The sequence below is a fragment of the Cellvibrio mixtus subsp. mixtus J3-8 genome (genome assembly GCF_000766945.1).
Lineage (GTDB): Bacteria > Pseudomonadota > Gammaproteobacteria > Pseudomonadales > Cellvibrionaceae > Cellvibrio > Cellvibrio mixtus_A.
In genome coordinates, this window is record NZ_KN266210.1 from 43,457 (window position 1) to 61,749 (window position 18,293).

The following is an 18,293-nucleotide window of genomic DNA, read 5'->3' on the forward strand; positions in this document are numbered from 1 at the left end:
GATTTTCGGTTAGCGAGGCAGGCTGGCTGCTTCTCGTGCGAGACGTTCAATTTCGTCCCAGCGACCGGCTTTCATCAATTCTTTGGGAGCCATCCAGGTTCCGCCGACACAATGCACGTTTGGCAGGGCCAGATAACTTGGCGCTTTCGCCAAATCAATACCGCCAGTCGGGCAGAAGGTAATTTGCGGCAATGGGCCAGCAATCGATTTCAACATCGGCACACCGCCGGCCGCTTCAGCCGGGAAAAATTTCTGGTGAGTGAAACCTTGCGTGTAGAGATGCATAGCTTCCGTTGGCGTTGCAACACCAGCCAACAATGGCACTGGCGATGCTTTTGCCGCTTCAATCAATGCCGGGGTTGTACCAGGGCTTACCAAAAAGGTAGAGCCGGCTTTTACCGCTTTTTCCAGATCCGCCGGAGTAATAATGGTGCCTGCACCGATCACAGCATCATCGGGTAATGCTTCAACCATGGCAGTGATTGCATCCAGTGCACACGGAGTGCGCAGGGTGATTTCCAATACTTTCAAGCCACCGTTATAAAGTGCTTTAGCCAAAGGCACTGCATCTTCAATACGCTCTACCACCATAACGGGTACGACTGGTGCGACTTTGACAATTTGATCGATAGTTAACGCCACTGTATGTGTCCCTCGTTGTTCAAAAAAGTTCGAAAAAAGGGCTCAAGGAAAAGCCCGTTCGGAGTTCGGTAAATCAGGGCGCCCAGTAAACAATTACCGGAACACGATCCTGACGCAGCACGGCGCGAATCGGCATATCTTTTACATCGCCTTCCGCTTGCGCTGCACGCAATACAGCCAGCTTTTCATCGCCGGTAATTAATAAAACCAATGACCTGGAACGCAACAACCCGGCGAGAGACAAGGTCATACGCTCAACAATTGCGCCGGTAACGTCACTTTGTTTTGCAATAATGGCGGCACAAAGTTCATTTGAGTCAGGATTTAATGCCTCGTCCAAGCCTTGTGCATGGGGAAACAGCGATGCGGTGTGGCCATCAGAACCCATTCCCAGAATGGTGATATCAAAAGGTTGCGCCAATTGCTGGAATGCTGCTTCGCAATCCGCTAAACCTTCTGCGGCAGTTTCAGCGGTATTTTTCATACCAACCAGATTGGCAACTGCCGCTTTATTTTGAATCAGGTGCTTAACGGTAAATGCTTCGTTGCTTTTGTCGTGATCAAAATCCACCCAGCGCTCATCCACCAAAGCAACGTAAACCGATTCCCAATCCAGATCAGAATTGCTCAATGCCTTGTAAAGTGGCTCCGGCGTACTGCCGCCAGACACCATAAACGTTGCTTCGCCGCGATCTTCAATGGCACTGCGTAAAGCCGCTTCACATTCAGCTTGCAGCGCAGCAATCATCTCTGCGCGATTTTCAAATAAACGCTCGGTTACCATTCCTGATCAGCTCCTGACAGCACTTCGTCAATTGAGAACCAACGACGACGATCACTGGCCAGCATTTGCGCAGAAGCTTGCGGGCCCCAGCTCCCTGCCATGTAACCTTGCGGTTTGTTTTCCGGGCGCTGCCAGGCCTCGATAATCGGGTCGATCCAGGCCCAGGCTGCCGTTACTTCAGCGCGATGGATAAACAAACTGGCATCGCCAGCGGCTGCATCCAGCATCAAGCGCTTGTACGCATCGGAATAGAAATCTTTATAGGTATCGGCAAAATTCAGGTTCAATACCATAGGGCGTAAATGGGTTTCGTGTTTTTCAAGATCCTTGGCAACCATAATAATCTTGATGCTTTCTTCCGGCTGCAAACGGATAATCAGGCGATTCGGCGTAGTGCCACCGGCGGTTTCCGGATATACACGATGCGCAACATCTTTGTATTGGATAACGATTTCAGCAAAACGCTGTTTCATGCGTTTGCCGGTACGAAGATAGAAAGGCACATTCGCCCAACGGGAGTTATCGATATACGCGCGAATTGCTACGAACGTTTCGGTGTTACTTGGCTGCCCCAGCTCGTCCAGATAGCCCGGAACCTGTTTGCCGCCCAACTCACCCGCAACATATTGGCCGCGCACGGTATTGTATTTAACCGTGTTGCCCGTTAAGGGACGCAGATTCTCCAGCACTTTCAATTTTTCAGCACGGATACGCTCGGCCGTCATTTTGTTCGGTGACTCCATCGCCACCAGACATAACAGTTGGAGAATATGGTTTTGCACCATATCGCGCAGCGCACCGGCGCCGTCATAAAAACTTGCACGACCTTCCAGGCCTACGGTTTCAGAAATACTGATTTGTACGTGATCGATAGATTTTGCATCCCACAGATGCTCAAACATACCGTTGGCAAAACGCAAAGCCAACAGGTTTTGTACTGTTTCCTTACCGAGATAATGATCGATACGGAAAATGGCATCTTCCTTAAAGTATTCAGCGATTTGGCTGTTGATTTCCTCAGCAGTTTTACCGTCATAACCAAGCGGTTTCTCTACCACAACACGCGCTTTATCAGTAATTAAGCCAGATTCATGCAGATGCTTACAGGCCACACTGAATACCGACGGCGGCGTTGAGAGATAAAACACACGTTGGCTGTTGCCACCGGAATTGAGCAATTGCGCCAGGGCTTCCCAATGCTGGTCCAGGGTGCCGATATCAACAAACACCGGGAACAAACTTTTTTCAAATTCGTCCCAATCCGCAGCCACAAACTCGTCGGCATTCAGATGCTTTTCTGCCGCTTCACGCACTTTGTTTTTGTATTCGGCAACCATCTGGGTATTACGGCAAGTTGGAATAATTCGGGCACCGGCAGGCAAAGAGCCTTCGCGATGGGCGCGATAGAGGCCGGGAATCAACTTGCGCAGGGCCAAATCGCCAGCGCCACCAAAAATGACAAAATCAAACGCTTCGAGCATGAGGAGTAATCCTGTTTATGAATCTGGACAGTGGATATACATGTAAGAATCTTTTTAAAATCAGGTGCCTTTATAAAACCAGCGCCTTTTTAAAATCAGGCGCCCTTTTAATTTCAGGCATGTTTTTAAAAACGAAGACCCCGAACACAGGTTCGGGGTCGAAAATTTAACTGATTACCAGTTAAACACTGTAGCTCCTTCTTCAGCCAGGCCCACCGACGAGCGGAACGGTGCAAACAATTCGCGTCCCATTCCGTAGTGGACATTGGTCAAATCACATTGTGCTGGCTGGCGCTTCGCTAATTCTTCATCGCTGACAAGCAATTGCAGAGTTCCGGCTTCAGCGTCTAACTCAATCAAATCACCCGTATTAATCAGGCCGATTACGCCGTTATCGAGCGCTTCTGGCGTCATATGGATAGCTGCCGGAATCTTACCAGAGGCGCCTGACATACGACCATCAGTTACCAATGCAACTTTAAAACCGCGATCTTGCAACACACCTAACGGCGGAGTCAGCTTGTGCAACTCCGGCATACCACAGGCTTTTGGCCCCTGGAAACGCACCACAGCGATAAAGTCTTTTTCCAGTTCCCCGCGCTTGAACGCCGTCTGTAATTCTTCCTGGCTCTGGAACACAATTGCCGGTGCTTTCACTTTACGATGCTCGGCTTTAACTGCAGAAATCTTGATCACCGAACGTCCAATATTTCCTTTCAGCAAACGCAAACCACCTTCCGCCGCAAACGGTTTTGACGGTGGACGCAACACTGAATCATCAAGGCTCTCAGCAGCGGCATCACGCCAGACCAACTCACCATTCTCGAGGAATGGCTCTTTAGTGTAATGCGATAAACCGCCGGTTGGACCCATAATGGTTTTCACATCATCGTGCAATAAGCCTGCACCGCGCAGTTCACGAATCAGGTAACCCATACCGCCTACCGCCTGGAAGCGGTTTACATCCGCCAAACCGTTGGGATAAATACGGCACATCAGCGGGATTATATCTGAAATGTCAGACAAATCCTGCCAGTCAACAATCACACCCGCGGCACGGGCAATCGCCACAATATGCATTGCGTGGTTAGTGGAACCACCGGTAGCCATCAGGCCAACAATACCGTTTACCACTGATTTCTCGGTCACGATATCCGCCAGGATAACGCGGCTCTCTGCGCGGGTGATGTGCGCCAATTGGTGCACATGGGCACGGGTCAATGCTTCACGCATCGGGGTGTAAGGGTTGATGAACGTACTGCCAGGCAAATGCATGCCCATAATTTCCATCAACATCTGGTTGGTGTTGGCGGTACCGTAAAACGTACAGGTACCTGCACTGTGGTAAGAGGCACTCTCTGCTGCCAGTAATTCTTTGCGCCCCACTTTACCTTCAGCAAACAATTGGCGCGCTTTCGCTTTTTCAGCGTTGGACAAACCGGGAGTCATCGGACCCGCCGGTACAAAAACAATGGGCAATTGCCCGAACGACAAGGCACCGATCATCAAACCGGGAACGATTTTGTCGCACACCCCGAGACACATAGCACCATCAAACATATCATGGGACAGCGCAATCGCGGTACTCATGGCGATAACATCGCGACTGAATAGCGACATCTCCATACCCGGAAAGCCCTGGGTTACACCGTCACACATAGCGGGAACACCGCCAGCCATTTGTGCAGTCATCCCTACTTCTTTGGCAGCGGCCTTGATGGGCTCGATGTACTCGCCGTAAGGAACGTGCGCGGACAGCATCTCGTTATACGAGGAAATAATCCCCAGATTCGGTGCCTGCCCTTCTGCCAATGCTTCTTTATCAGATGCATTACAGGCAGCAAAACCATGGGCCAGGTTGGCACAACCCAGGTGATGACGTGCAGGGCCTGTGCTGCGGAATTTATCGACGCGCGCCAGGTAGGCGGCACGGGTATCTTTGCTGCGAGCGGTAATGCGCTCGGTAATTGCAACAAGTCTTGGATCTGTAGCTAACACGTCAGTCATGGGAATACCATTGCTCATTGGGTCTGTACCGTCCACAAGCCGGTTGCTTGTGAAGTCTGTGCGAATCAATCAACCCGCACATAGCACCGGATGCATTGCCCGGCGCTGTTTATCTTATATCTCCCGGCCTTATGATCCTGGCCCTGTGCCTCTCGGCTTAGCAGCACTTTGGACACAAATCCAAAATGCCGCCATATCTTTACCGTTTTTTATCAACGCTTATAACGGTTTATTTACCCGCTTTGGCGCGCTTGTAGAAATCAATCAAATTGCGAGTGGATGCATCGTGACCAGCATTGGTCGCCTTGGCCAGATCCAGTTCAGGCTGAATACCTGCTGCCAGCACTTTACCAAGCTCGACGCCCCACTGATCAAATGAGTGAATGCGCCAGATGATACCTTGAACAAAGATTTTGTGCTCATAAAGCGCAATCAAGGCACCTAACGTACGGGCATCCACTTTATTCAACAGGATGGTATTGGTTGGGCGATTACCGCGGTGCACCTTGTGCTCGACAATCTCTTCAATGCGCGCAGCACTGACGCCTTTAGCGGTAAGGTCGCGACGCACCTGATCCGCATCACTACCCTGCATTAATGCCTGGGTTTGGGCGAAGAAGTTGGCCATTAACGCATCATGATGCCCTTCTACAACAATATTTGGCGTCACTGAGCCGATAAAATCAGCCGGGATAATATCTGTACCCTGGTGCAGCATTTGATAAAACGCGTGCTGTCCATTGATACCGACTTCGCCCCACACCAGCGGAACACTGGCATAAGCAATTTGCTCGCCTGCCCAGTTTACAGATTTACCGTTACTTTCCATTTCCGCCTGCTGCATGTAAGCAGGGAAACGGTGTAAACATTGATCGTAAGGCAGCAATGCCTGAGCTGGATAATTGAGGAAGTTGCGGTTCCAAATCCCCACCAGCGCCAGCATCACCGGCGCGTTCTCTGCCAAAGGAGCAGTCTGGAAATGCTGGTCCATTTCATAAGCGCCTTGCAGCAACTCATCAAACAGTTCATACCCGAGGAACAGAACAATCGGCAGGCCGATAGCGGACCACAAGGAGAAACGCCCGCCTACCCAGTCCCACATATCAAAGATATTTTCTTCCGCGATCCCAAATGCAGTTACCAGCTTGCGATTGGTTGAAACCGCAACGAAATGTTTGGCGATTGCCGCTTTGTCGCCCGCCGCTGCCATAAACCACTTCTCTGCCGTGCTGGCGTTAGTCATGGTTTCCTGGGTAGTGAAGGTTTTGGAAGAGATTACAAACAACGTCGTTTCAGGGTTCAAACCGTCCAGCACTTCTGCGATCTGCACGCCGTCAATGTTAGAGACGAAATGGATATTGAAACGCTTGTCGCTGTAAGCCTTAAGCGCTTCACAGGCCATCAGCGGCCCAAGGTTTGAGCCACCGATCCCGATACTCACGATATCGGTAATGGTTTTGCCGGTATAACCAGTCCACGCGCCCGAGCGTAGCTTTTCGCTAAGTTTGCGCATACGCTCAAGCTCGGCATTAATTGCCGGGCGGACATCAACGCCGTCAATCAAAATTGGCTGGGACGATTTATCGCGCAAGGCCACATGCATAACCGCGCGATCTTCAGTCGCATTAATATGCTCACCGGCGAACATACGGCTGCGCCAGGCTTCAATATCGGATTCTTTGGCCAGAGCCAATAAAGCGGCTTTGGTTTCGTCAGTAATCAGGTTTTTGGAGTAATCAAGCAGGAGGCTGGAAAGTTGTAAGGAGAACTTGTCAAAACGCTTGTCATCGGCGGCAAACAATGCCTTCATGTGTTGCGTTTTCAACTGGGCGGCATGGGCACTCAAGGCTTTCCAGGAGGGTAAATCAGTGGGACGAAGGTTTGGATTAGTCATTTACTACTCCGCAAACAAATTGCATAGATGGCATTCCTAAAAACAGGTGGTTGATTCCTATTGTCGTTGTTAGTTAATGCTGTTAGTGGTACCAGGACCGAATGGGCAGGTCTACGCCTTTTGCAAACACGCTAAATTACCGACATTTTGCCTATTGCAGGAAGGATAAACTTCCTACATCAAAACACACTTGCAAACATGCCATCCTAGATTTTCGCCTTATAAAGAGAGACTCTAATAAAAAAGCAGCCGACTCATGAAACTTTCGCAAAAACCTGGAAAAATCCTTGAAAAATTTCTGCAGGAACAAACAAAAATTGTCCGGCACAAAAAGGCCGCTATGATAGGCAGATGGGTTTTAGGTGTCAATTAAACCACAAGCTCCACCCCGGCACCGAAACGCACGATTGCCATGAAATTTACGCAAACAATTCGACAAAAACTCTCCGGGGTTCAACACATTACTTTTTTAGTGAAGGCGTTTTATACACCAGGCAAACAACCTCGCTGACATTTTTAATTTTTCAATTCACAATTTTTGTCGAAGACCTCAGGAAAGATCGATTATGCGCAATACCTTATTGGCAGCGAACAAAAACCATACAACGCCGATCGGCGTGATTGAAGGTTTTTTCGGCAAACACTGGAGCTGGGAAAGCCGCATTGCTTATGCATTTTTTTTAGCACAACATAAGTTCGATTTTTATATTTACGCACCAAAAAGCGACAAGTATTTGCGTAAACACTGGCAACAGGATTGGCCAAATACAGAAAAAAAACACCTGCAATCATTGCGTGGAGCCTATCGCAACGCAAATGTTGATTTCGGGATAGGACTTAGTCCCCATGAAATTTATCTGGATGCCTCGCGGGATCAACGCCAATTACTTACGAAACGAATTCAACAAATCAATACCCTGGAACCGGATATCCTCTGCATTTTATTTGACGATATGCGCGGTGACATTCCCGACCTGGCGCAAATCCAGATTGATATTGCCCATCAGGCAGCACAGGTAACGACCGCGAAGAAAATAATTTTTTGCCCCACCTATTACAGTTTCGATCCGGTACTGGAAAAAGTCTTTGGAACTATGCCGGAAAACTATTGGCAAACCTTTGCAAAAAAACTGGATCCAGACATTGATATGTTTTGGACAGGGGAAAAAGTATGTTCAACCCATTACCCACAAATACATTTAAATGAAGTGACTGATTTACTCGGGCGAAAACCTTTTCTATGGGATAACTATCCGGTCAACGATGGCGCAGTAAAATCAAATTTACTGCAACTGCGCGCTGTTAATAAAGAACATGCCTTGCTGGATGGAAAAATTGCAGGCCATGCATTGAACCCCATGAACCAGGCATGGCTTTCACAAATTCCGTTAGCAAGCCTGCCTATCGCCTACCAGCAAAAAAACAATTACGATACCAATACGGTGTTTGAGCAACTTTGCCTGTCACTTTGCGGTGACAAGCTTGCTGCAGAGTTGTTCAGTGACATTGAGCAGTTTCAGGATAAAGGATTAAAACATCTTACTGATGTCGAAAAACTTTCCTTGCTTAAAAAATATAAAATTTTCACAAACAATCACTATGCGCAGGAAATTGTTGATTGGCTCAATGGCGAATATCAATTTGATCCCGCGTGTTTAACAGAGTAATTAATTTTCCAACTGTTTTTGCAACCATTGCGATATAGCCACTACCTGTTCACCACACAAAGTGTGCTCCATTGGATAAGTTTCATAACTCACACTTTCATTAAATGTTTGCACAAACTTGAATGCGCGCTCCCCCAGGATAGGCGCAACAATTGGATCGCGTGTCCCGTGCTGAATTAATATCGGAGTATTTTTATTTGCCTCATTAATATTGATACTGCTGCCAGTTGCAAAATAGCTGGATAACACTAAAAAACCACCCAAGGGTTTATCAAATGTATAACCGGCTTGATAAACTACTGCCCCGCCCTGCGAAAAACCAGCGAGGATAATTCGCTCGCTGGCAATCCCGCGGTCCAATTCACGGCGAATTAGATCCTGTACCGCGATCGCACTCGCATTTAATTGTGCTTCATCAATTTTACGCTCCAGATTCATTTCCAGAATGTCATACCAGGCTGGCATAAAATAACCGGCATTCACGGTAACTGGAATTTGCGGGGCATGGGGGAAAATAAAACGGACGGATAAAGAATCCGGCAACCGCAGCTCAGGCACTAACGGCGCAAAGTCATGCCCATCGGCGCCCAGACCATGCAGCCAAATAACACTCGCAGAGACAGGTACGCTAGCGGAACTCTCAATTTCAACAGAAGGTAAATGTGTCATAGCTGCCCTTTTCGCCTAATTTTTGAACTAACCAATAAAATTCATGCATTTTTTTGCTGCTTTATATCATTGCGTGATTATTGCAACACACACGGAAGATAAAACCACACTACACTAACAACAGTTTCACATATCACCCGCCAGTGCATCATTGAATGCTAAGGAACACCATGAGCAATCTCAACCCTAATCAACCTGAGCTACACGCTAACGGCGAACACAAAACGATTGATGCATTAATCGCTCCCATCGATCAATTAAATATTCTGTCCAAAATGGAAGTGGCCAAGCTGCTGGATTCCAGTCAAAGCGGGCTCTACAAATTATTTCGCAGCTGTTCCCTGGCCGTGCTTAATACCGGCAATGACCTGGACGATGGCAAGGAATTGCTAGAGCGTTATAAAGACTTTGACATCAGCATTGTGCAAGAAGAACGCGGCATAAAACTCGCGGTAAAAAATGCACCGGCTAACGCATTTGTTGATGACAAAATGATTCGTGGTATCAGCGAGCATTTGTTCACCGTATTGCGCGATGTGATTTACAACAACGATGAAATCAATGGTAATACCAAATTTAATTTATTGTCTTCAGAGGGAATTACGGATGCAGTATTCCATATGCTGCGCAACGCTAATTTATTAAAACCCGGGCTGGACCCTAACCTTGTAGTGTGTTGGGGCGGCCACTCTATCAATCGCATTGAATACGACTACACCAAGGAAGTGGGTTATCAATTAGGTTTGCGCAGCCTGGATATTTGCACTGGTTGCGGCCCCGGTGCTATGAAAGGCCCAATGAAAGGTGCAACTATCGGCCATGCCAAGCAACGCATTAATAATGGCCGTTATATTGGCATCACAGAGCCCGGTATTATCGCGGCGGAAGCACCCAATCCGATTGTGAATCAATTGGCGATTATGCCTGACATTGAAAAGCGCCTTGAAGCATTTGTGCGCGTGGGGCACGGCATTATTGTCTTTCCAGGCGGCGCCGGTACAACTGAAGAAATCCTTTACATCCTTGGCATCCTTCTGCATCCGGAAAATAAAAATATTCCCTTCCCATTAATTTTTACCGGTCCGGAAACCTCCGCTGAATATTTCCAACGTATCGATAAATTTATCGGCGATACCCTGGGTGAAGAAGCGCAATCACATTACAAAATTATTGTGAACGACCCCGATGCAGTAGCGCGCGAGATGAAGGAAGGTATCAAGAAAGTACGGGAATTCCGCAAGTACAGTGATGATGCCTACTATTTCAATTGGCAATTGAAAATCAGCCCTGATTTGCAGCAACCATTTATTCCAACCCATGAAAATATGCGCAACCTTGAATTGCACAAAAACCAACCGGTGAACCAGTTGGCGGCAAATTTGCGCCGTGCATTTTCTGGAATTGTGGCAGGTAATGTGAAGGAAGAAGGCATTCTGGCAATCGAACAATTCGGCCATTTCGAATTGCACGGTGATTACGAAATCATGCATCCCGTGGACGAATTATTGGAATCCTTCGCTCGTCAAAGCAGGATGAAACTGCCCGGACGCGAGTACATACCCTGCTATAAAGTTATAAAGTGAACATAATTTTGATTTTTTAATTATAGGCTGTAGTCAATTTCCTACAAAACTTAGCGAATTTTGCGACTAGTTCGTCATCTGCCAGATCCGGATAATGGCAACCATCAAGGAAGTAGACAATGATGTGCGCTGGCCAGGAAAGGTCAATGGATGCGCCCACCTATCAAGGATGCGATGCCTCGGGAGGCATCAAAGGATTGCACTAGCGCAGGAGGAATGGCGGTCAGGGATACGAAAGGAAACTCGACGCAGATTGACTACTTCGAACCAGGGACAGATTCTGTATGGGGCCGCTTATGCGGCCCCTACTCATTCTACGGTCCGCATTTTTTAAAATCCTGTTTTACGCCGTATTAATAGTTAGCTCATCGCAACCTTCCTACCACATCCCGCATTATTTCCAACAAATTCCGGATAATAAAAAAGCCGATTAACAAAGTGGCTCTACTACACACTCTGCAACCGGCTTGAAAGAACATCCCTGCGTCGAGCAGGCGATTTGTAAACAAACCGCCGCTCCCGTTATTAACTATTAAGCAGGATTAAAACAGTCCTGAAATGGGGGTACCCCAGTTCCTGAACAAACTACCATTTGTACCCTGGTTAGCTTTCAGCCTTAAACCTACGGCCTGGAACAGGTTGACCTGGCTTGAACCACCCACATCAATCACACCACCGCGCACGCCGCCGCCAGCAACTAACATTGGACAGTTTTGACCACTGTGTGCATCCACATTACCCATGTCAGAAACCTGGGTTACCACGGTGGAGTCCATCAACCCTTTTGCTTGCAACTTATCCAGCAATTGCGTGGTAAGAGACATGTAGTAAGTTACGTCCTGATCGTAGTATCCGGCGTAGCTTGGGTTGCCCTGGTTGTGGTGCGAGTCGTGCGATGGACGCGGTCTGTAGGCACCGGTGGTGTCTTTGATCATGGCGCCATCAAGTACATGCAAGTGCTCATCGGTACCGAAAGCAAGGGATACCGAGTAAGACAAGTTACAGCTCAACGCCAATACCGCAATATCAGTCATCAACTTGGAGGTCGCATCAAAACCAACCGCAGAAGTGTTGGTAATTGCAGGACAGCTGCCACCGGGATTGGTCGAGGTGATGGTGCTTTCAAGTTCACGGATCGAATTGAAGTGGCTATCCAGCTTCTCTTTTTCGTGTTGACCCAATTTGGTTTTCAGCTCATTCACTGCTTTGTAGTGAACATCTACCAATGACTTACGTGGAGCCACAGCACCACCACCGCCACCGCTATTACCACCAGCAAACAAAACATCGAGTGCAGCTTGCGGGCTGGTGATCGTTGGAATACCGGCGCTGTCACGTGACAACTCGGAAACCGGGGTAGTACCCAGGTTCAACCACTTAACCGGTGCGTTGGAGTTTGCACTCAGGGTTTTACCCAGATTCACATCGAAGCTTTGTTTGCCCCATGGGTTTGGATCATTGAAGCGGTTGAACATTACACCGTGGCCGCCGTTCATCATGGTGGCGTTTTTCAATAAAGCGACACGGCCTGCAGCGTAGTGACTTTGTAACGGCGCAGTCTGGATTGGCAAAGTGCCGCCAGTCGGGAAGAACTTGGCCGGAGTACAACCACCGGGCATAAATACCGCCACTGATTTACCCGGGCCGGTTTGCGCTTCTGCAACACGCGCCATCATAACGCCAGCCAGCATGCTGGATGCCTGGATTGCACCCAGGGCGATACCGGAACGCTTGATTACGTTCAGGAAATCCCGGCGTTCTTTATCGAAGCAATCTTTATATCTCATTTTTTTGACTCCAATTCGTTAACAAGGAGAATGGAGCGCGCATTAGCGCGCCCACTCCTGCCGGTAAATCACAGAATCCAGCGCAGGGATTTCCTGCAACATGGCGCGCGGACCGCTGGTATTGAGTACGTTGGTCAACTTCTCAATATTGCAGCGATAAGCGGTTTTCTCGGCATCAGACATGTTGAATGGCACTTCGCGCGTCTTGTCCTTGTCGATCAGGAACAGCGAGTTCACACCACTGCTGAAGCTGACAAACTGGGTGGCCAGACAAGTTTTGGCTTGCTTGGACAAATCAGGTTGTTCAACCAGGAGGCGCGCCAGATCTTTAGCACCATTGAAGGTAATTTCCGGCTTGTAAATCACGCGATCAGGATCGTTGGTGAACTGCAACTTCTGATAAGGAGAGAAGAACGCTGCAGATGCATCAATTGGATTGCCTCTCAGGTCAACTGTACGAATACGACCAGCTGCGTCGATATTCTCCATACCACCACCCAACGGGTTGATGATTTCCAGGTGACAGTTAGAACACGTGGTTGGCTCGGTGATCTTGTCGGCAATCATGCGCTCGGTGGTTTTTGGATCAGCGAAGAAATCTTTATGTTTTTTGGCCAGTGCTTCACGATCCAGAGATACACCTGAGGGTGGCTCAGGAATATCCTGACACATCAACTTACGGCGCACAGCAACGGCACGGGTGATCAGGTTGGCATCATTATCACGCGCATAACGGGACATAAATGCACCGGAAACCAGAATACCGCCGCGATCCGCCGTAGTGGCTTTTACGAAGCCATCAGCATCGGCAGTACCCGAGTAAGGCAAGCCGTAGTGAGTAGCCAGACGTTGGTTCACGTAAGTGAAGTTGGGGTTGTAAACAGTCGCGAAAGTTGCGGTTGAATCCAGCACGGCAGCCGAGAAGTTTTTGCTCAACTCTTGTTGCATGTCGCCGGCAAGAGTCGCGAAGTTAGCAACGCCTACTTTGTTTTGGGTAGCCAATTTCTCAGTACCCAACCAACGGTTAATAAAGTCACCCATCAGCACTTTGGTGTTGGCAGAACTCAGTAATGCAGACGCTTGCGTACGAATACCTGCAACAGTATTCAGGTCACCACGAGCAGCAGCCGCAATCAAGTCAACACTTGGAGTAGTACCGGTGTAGGTGTAGCTGAGGTATGTAGCGATCTCATAACCGGTCAACTTATACACACTGCCGCTGGACAACTCACCTAACTCGGAGCGATACAGGAATTGTGGTGATGACAACATCGCCGCCAACGCCACCTTCATACCTTCAGCTTCAGTGCGGCCAGCAGCAGTACCTTTTGCCAGTGCCAGGTAATCCGTTTTCTCGGTAGCTGACAGTGGACGACGGAAAATACGTTGCCCCAAATCATTTACCAGTTTGTCCGCACAACCGGCAGCACCAGGAGTACACGCCAATACCGCATTCCAACGGGTCGCAACATCATCCGCAATACGCTCGGCAGTTGATACGTAAGATGAGTAACGTGCGCTATCAACCAACAATTGGTTGTTGTTCTGGAATGCACCGGAGATCGCATCGTCAGGCAAACGGGAAATCACATCTTGCTGGTAATTCACCAGGTCACGCACAGAACGTTGATACTCGGAACGGGTCAGCAAACGCAGGGTACGTTGGCCAGGTGCCGTTGCAGTGCTCGGGCAAGAGAATGAGGCAATGCTGTTATCCGGAATACCATCAGACGGTGCACGCTTGGTGAACAGGAATGCTTCCAGATCCGCCGCGTTTTGTGCAGTCAAAGTACCTGCTTCGCCTTGTGGCATGTACTTGGCGATGTAATCGCGCAATGCAAGTTGCTCATCTTTGGTTTGATGGTAATAAGCGCGGTTCGGATTAACCGGGATCGCGAACGAACCATCAGCAAACTTCTCGGTATCACCATGGCACGCCTGGCAACGTTGAGCCCACAGGGTTGTACCGCGAGCCACATCACCAACAATTGGACCAGCGCTGCTGGAGCTACGTGAACTTACGCTGCCAATCGATGAACTGGTAGACGAGAATGATGAAGAGCTGTTACCACCCAGGCTGGATGAAGAGCTGGAAGTTGGAGCGCCTTCATACACCAGGGTCAACGGTGTTGTAGCAGCAGATGGAATGCTGTCGGTGTAGCTCAGCACTTTATAGTCATAAGTGCCGGACGCTGACAATGCATCCAGGTAACTAACGCTGTTAGCACCCAGGTTGCTTGCAGTTGCCCAACGGCCATCGGCACCCTTACGACGCACCAGGAAGCCGGTTTCGTTGCTGCTGACATCCGCCCAGTTCAAACTCGCACCCGTGGTCACGGTAGCACCGGTCAGGCCAGTAGGCGCTACCGGCGCAGTAGCCAGGGTGATTGCCGGAACATTGGTCGGGTTATCGCGGTTGAGGAATACCTTGAAATACACAGGTACTTTCTCACCGATATTTCCCAGGGTCGCGATAGCACGCAATGCTTCAACGCCTGCGTTCAAATCAAAGTCTACCGAGTTGATCACGATAGGTTTACGGGTAGACACACTGATGCTGTTATTGGCGTGCTTCATGATCACCGCATCAAATACGATGGACTTCACTACGCCGTGCAATACCAGGTTACCAGTGATGCTTTGCACTTTAATGCTACCTACCGCCTGTGAATCCAGCGCAGCCAGATCCAACTGGGTGGTGAAATGCAAGTTTGGCAGGTAAGCAGATTCAAACAGTATGCTCTGCATACGTGGATCACGTACGGTGTTATTGGTGCTGATGCTCGCCAGAGGAATCGTCAATGTCGCTTGTCCCGCTGAAGAAACAGTTCCTTGCAACTGGCTGAAGGTAAAGTTTTCAGGCGTTTCTACACCTGCAGTACTTCTCTTCACAGAAACAAAATAGAAACTGGAATTCGGTGCATCCAACAACCAGCGCGCTGCATTGCCAGAGGCTACGCTGGACGAACTTGAACTGCCCACGCTACTGCTTGCCGCGCCGCCGCAGGCCACACCGTTCAAGGTGTAATCTGTTGGTGCAACGCCCGGATTGCTGGCGATATAGCCAAATGCCACAGTGCCACTAGCGGGCAAATTGCCGTTATAGCCTACGTTCTTCACGCACACTTTTTTGCCGGTTTGCGCGTAAGTACCTTCCCACAGGCTGGATACTGTTTCGCTGCCCGCAAAGTTCCAGCACAGCTCCCAACTGGTCAGGGCTGCACCGGTGTTGGTGAGGGTTGCTTTGTATTGGGCACCTGCACCCCAGTTATTTTCCGTTTGTAAAGCGACACTACATGCGCCCTGCGCATTCACACCGCTGGCGGCCATAACGCCCAGCACCATACTGGTGGAGAGCATCGACACTTTCAGTAATTTTTTCATGATAGTTTCTCTCTCTGCTTCCAATTAACGGGCGTCATAGACGAGCGCAAAGTCCACAGGGACAGAGGCGTTGATCGAAGCAATTCCCACCGCTGCACGCAGGGCTTCAACTCCCGCTGTCAAACCGTAGGTTTCGGCTTTCACCAATACTGGCGGCAGGCTTTGTACCACCACACGCGAGGCGGTCAATTTCTGCACAGACACTTTGGTAGTGATATTCGCAGTCACGCCATGCAAGTTAAGGCTGGCAGTAATATCCGTTTGGGTTGTCTGACCGATAGTCAGGCTGCTGATCAATGTCGCTGGTACATTCACAGTTACCGTTGCTGTTGGATTGACAGCTGTCTCAAACAACAAATCGCGCATACGCTTATCGCGCAGTTCCACACCGGTATTCACGGTGTTCAGATCGATAGTCAATGTCGCTACACCTGCCGCACTGATGTCACCGCCAATGGTGGTGAAGTTGTGAACTTCCAGGTTATGAGTGTTCTTGGTGGTCGCAAAATTCAGATAGGAGTCTGTCGTGTTCAAAGTCCATCCGCCGGTAACCGGTACTGAAGATGAAGACGCTGAGCTGGGGACAGAACTGCTGGAGCGCGATGAGCTACCTGGAAGCGATGAACTGGAACGCGATGAGCTGCTTGGAATTGATGAGCTTGTACTACTTGCTGCACCGCATAATGAACCAGTCAACACAGGAATTTCTGCCGCTGCCGCACCTTTAGTTCCCTGGAAGCCGAAAGTAACGGATTGATTAGGCTGGATAGTCCCGTTCCAGCCAGCATTTTTCGCGGTGTAAGGGTTAGTACCCGTCAGAGTCACATCCCACCCGCCGGTAACGCGGTTATCGCCGGCGTATTGCCAACCGAGACTCCAGCCATTAGTGGCGGTAGTGCCATCATTGGTGACTTTAATACTGGCGCTGAATCCATTAGTCCATTGACCGGTAACCGTGTAAAGACACGCGGCCTGGGCTTGAATGGAAAGCGCGGATACAGCCAGAGAGAACCCCAGTGCACAGAGGGAGCGCGTTAGCGCACCCGCCGGACGAGGGTCCTTCGCAAAGGCTTTAAGGCTACTCATAGTGCATTCCTCGAAGGTGAAGCCGATTGGCATCGGCGGGGATTAACAGGGTTGGTACCAAATGTTGTTATTTACTTTTTATGAACTAGAGCTAACGAGTCTCGGCCGTATGCTTACGTGGCACGAGGGTCCTACAAACCCGGCAGTGGCCCGGGTGAATCCTTAAGGGGTCGAACGGAAAATCGTTAATCAAACTTGCGGGAGGCGCCCATCGGGATACGCTCGTTTAACACGCGCGGATCGGAATAACCTTTGCGCATGCCGCGTAGCACCTCGCCAGCCACAATGAAAGCGCAAATCAATAAACCCGAATAAATGAACATGACAAAGCTGTAATCGACGGTGTAATTCCAATTGCGGGCGATCCCCAAATAACAGGCAAACAGCCAGGAAACAGTGGAAATGGCCCCCGTCAGTGCCATTAGGATTTGTTCAATTGCCGGTTGGCCAAGCAGGCCACGGCTCGAGATCATGCGCGGAAAACTGAAGTAATGCAGGGCAATTCCGTTCAGGGTCAACACGGATACCACGGTAAATTTGGCCCAGAGTTTCTCATTGAATAAATACTGCTGTGGATTATCAATATAACCCACCAACACCAGCGCCAAACCGGAAATCCATAACACCACGAGCGCCATAAACATAATGTCTGCTGATTTGGTCAGCTCCCTGATCGCTGTTTCAGAAAGCCGCGCCCCTTTGGATTTGGCGAGCGCCAGATCCTGGATCAGCAAAATTCCTATGGCAACGCATGCTGCCAATAAGTGAGCATAAACAATCAGGGTTTTAAGCATTGTCGTCCGCGCCTTTATTGTTGTGATTGTGTTTTAACGGTGTAATTAGCGATTTACAGGCGAACACAACCAACCAGTGCAAGTCGCGTTCTGGCAGGCGTAAGGAGCACAGCAAATCAATTACAACTGGGTGGCGAAACAATAAATATCAATGAAATCAATCAATTGATTTTTGTTTCTAGTTCTCTTATGGCTTTTTTGTAGTGGTGGTGCGCTATTTTTGTCCGTCTTGCGCTCAATTCTTATAACTAAAAACAGGCTTTTTCGATTTGTAAATTATTTTCTTTTTATTGATTGATAGTATCTCACAATGAAAATAATTTTCCATACCCTTTGGCGGGTAATCCACAAAAAGCTTATGGAAAAGGTTCACAATTTTTAATAATTCAGGCGACAAAGTGCCAAAACACCGAAATAACGAATGCCAATAAGATAGATTCCTATTTGTCCGCCAGCAAAAGGGGAAACAGGAAACAGGAAACAGGAAACAGGAAACAGGAAACAGGAAACAGGAA

The 18,293-nt window shown here is 49.0% G+C and carries 12 protein-coding genes; 2 read left to right on the top strand and 10 right to left on the bottom strand.

Annotation, left to right across the window (positions count from 1 at the left end; translation table 11 throughout):
• Positions 1 to 9: 9 nt before the first annotated feature.
• The 5 genes from eda to pgi form a co-directional block, all read right to left on the bottom strand.
• Positions 10 to 642 carry a bifunctional 4-hydroxy-2-oxoglutarate aldolase/2-dehydro-3-deoxy-phosphogluconate aldolase gene (eda, locus tag A596_RS15175; RefSeq protein ID WP_039916337.1) on the bottom strand — a complete coding sequence of 211 codons (633 nt, stop codon included), beginning with the start codon at positions 640 to 642 and terminating at the stop codon, positions 10 to 12.
• Positions 643 to 715: 73 nt separating this feature from the next.
• Positions 716 to 1,426, bottom strand: coding sequence for a 6-phosphogluconolactonase (gene pgl / locus A596_RS15180; RefSeq protein ID WP_039916338.1), 711 nt, complete (start codon positions 1,424 to 1,426; stop codon positions 716 to 718).
• The gene (gene zwf / locus A596_RS15185; RefSeq protein ID WP_039916339.1) at positions 1,420 to 2,907 is read right to left on the bottom strand and encodes a glucose-6-phosphate dehydrogenase; all 1,488 of its coding nucleotides are present in this window, start codon (positions 2,905 to 2,907) and stop codon (positions 1,420 to 1,422) included. Before zwf ends, pgl begins: the two co-directional genes overlap by 7 nt.
• Before the next feature lie 174 nt (positions 2,908 to 3,081).
• Positions 3,082 to 4,914, bottom strand: a complete 1,833-nt coding sequence (edd, locus tag A596_RS15190) for a phosphogluconate dehydratase (protein WP_039916628.1) — start codon at positions 4,912 to 4,914, stop codon at positions 3,082 to 3,084.
• Positions 4,915 to 5,143: 229 nt separating this feature from the next.
• On the bottom strand, positions 5,144 to 6,808 hold the full coding sequence (pgi, locus tag A596_RS15195; protein ID WP_039916341.1) for a glucose-6-phosphate isomerase: 1,665 nt from the start codon (positions 6,806 to 6,808) through the stop codon (positions 5,144 to 5,146).
• A gap of 566 nt (positions 6,809 to 7,374) precedes the next feature.
• Between pgi and A596_RS15200 the strand changes: the two genes are divergently transcribed.
• A complete protein-coding gene (locus tag A596_RS15200; protein WP_052417564.1) occupies positions 7,375 to 8,475 on the top strand; it encodes a beta-N-acetylglucosaminidase domain-containing protein in 1,101 nt (366 codons plus the stop codon).
• Here A596_RS15200 and A596_RS15205 read toward each other — a convergent pair whose 3' ends face one another.
• The gene (locus A596_RS15205) at positions 8,476 to 9,144 is read right to left on the bottom strand and encodes an alpha/beta hydrolase (protein ID WP_039916344.1); all 669 of its coding nucleotides are present in this window, start codon (positions 9,142 to 9,144) and stop codon (positions 8,476 to 8,478) included.
• 170 nt (positions 9,145 to 9,314) lie between these two features.
• On the opposite strand from A596_RS15205, the gene ppnN reads away from it, so the two are divergent.
• Entirely contained in the window at positions 9,315 to 10,727 is a 1,413-nt protein-coding gene (gene ppnN, locus A596_RS15210) for a nucleotide 5'-monophosphate nucleosidase PpnN (RefSeq protein WP_052417565.1), read from the top strand.
• Positions 10,728 to 11,269: 542 nt separating this feature from the next.
• Here ppnN and A596_RS15215 read toward each other — a convergent pair.
• From A596_RS15215 to A596_RS15230, 4 genes are all read right to left on the bottom strand, one after another.
• A complete protein-coding gene (locus tag A596_RS15215) occupies positions 11,270 to 12,514 on the bottom strand; it encodes a DUF1552 domain-containing protein (protein ID WP_039916346.1) in 1,245 nt (414 codons plus the stop codon).
• Between the two features lie 42 nt (positions 12,515 to 12,556).
• On the bottom strand, positions 12,557 to 15,898 hold the full coding sequence (locus A596_RS15220; RefSeq protein ID WP_039916348.1) for a DUF1592 domain-containing protein: 3,342 nt from the start codon (positions 15,896 to 15,898) through the stop codon (positions 12,557 to 12,559).
• 24 nt (positions 15,899 to 15,922) lie between these two features.
• Positions 15,923 to 16,984 (bottom strand): cellulose binding domain-containing protein, encoded by a 1,062-nt coding sequence (locus A596_RS15225; protein ID WP_039916350.1) that lies wholly within the window; start codon positions 16,982 to 16,984, stop codon positions 15,923 to 15,925.
• Between the two features lie 185 nt (positions 16,985 to 17,169).
• Positions 17,170 to 17,778: a hypothetical protein gene (locus tag A596_RS15230; RefSeq protein WP_039916351.1), complete on the bottom strand. Its 609-nt coding sequence runs from the start codon at positions 17,776 to 17,778 to the stop codon at positions 17,170 to 17,172.
• Positions 17,779 to 18,293 lie beyond the last annotated feature (515 nt).

Coding starts and splice junctions, on each gene's coding strand:
- A596_RS15215 (WP_039916346.1), bottom strand. CDS start 12,514: ATGAGATATAAAGATTGCTTCGATAAAGAACGCCGGGATTTCCTGAAC.
- A596_RS15225 (WP_039916350.1), bottom strand. CDS start 16,984: ATGAGTAGCCTTAAAGCCTTTGCGAAGGACCCTCGTCCGGCGGGTGCG.
- edd (WP_039916628.1), bottom strand. CDS start 4,914: ATGACTGACGTGTTAGCTACAGATCCAAGACTTGTTGCAATTACCGAG.
- zwf (WP_039916339.1), bottom strand. CDS start 2,907: ATGCTCGAAGCGTTTGATTTTGTCATTTTTGGTGGCGCTGGCGATTTG.
- A596_RS15220 (WP_039916348.1), bottom strand. CDS start 15,898: ATGAAAAAATTACTGAAAGTGTCGATGCTCTCCACCAGTATGGTGCTG.
- pgi (WP_039916341.1), bottom strand. CDS start 6,808: ATGACTAATCCAAACCTTCGTCCCACTGATTTACCCTCCTGGAAAGCC.
- A596_RS15200 (WP_052417564.1), top strand. CDS start 7,375: ATGCGCAATACCTTATTGGCAGCGAACAAAAACCATACAACGCCGATC.
- ppnN (WP_052417565.1), top strand. CDS start 9,315: ATGAGCAATCTCAACCCTAATCAACCTGAGCTACACGCTAACGGCGAA.
- pgl (WP_039916338.1), bottom strand. CDS start 1,426: ATGGTAACCGAGCGTTTATTTGAAAATCGCGCAGAGATGATTGCTGCG.
- A596_RS15230 (WP_039916351.1), bottom strand. CDS start 17,778: ATGCTTAAAACCCTGATTGTTTATGCTCACTTATTGGCAGCATGCGTT.
- A596_RS15205 (WP_039916344.1), bottom strand. CDS start 9,144: ATGACACATTTACCTTCTGTTGAAATTGAGAGTTCCGCTAGCGTACCT.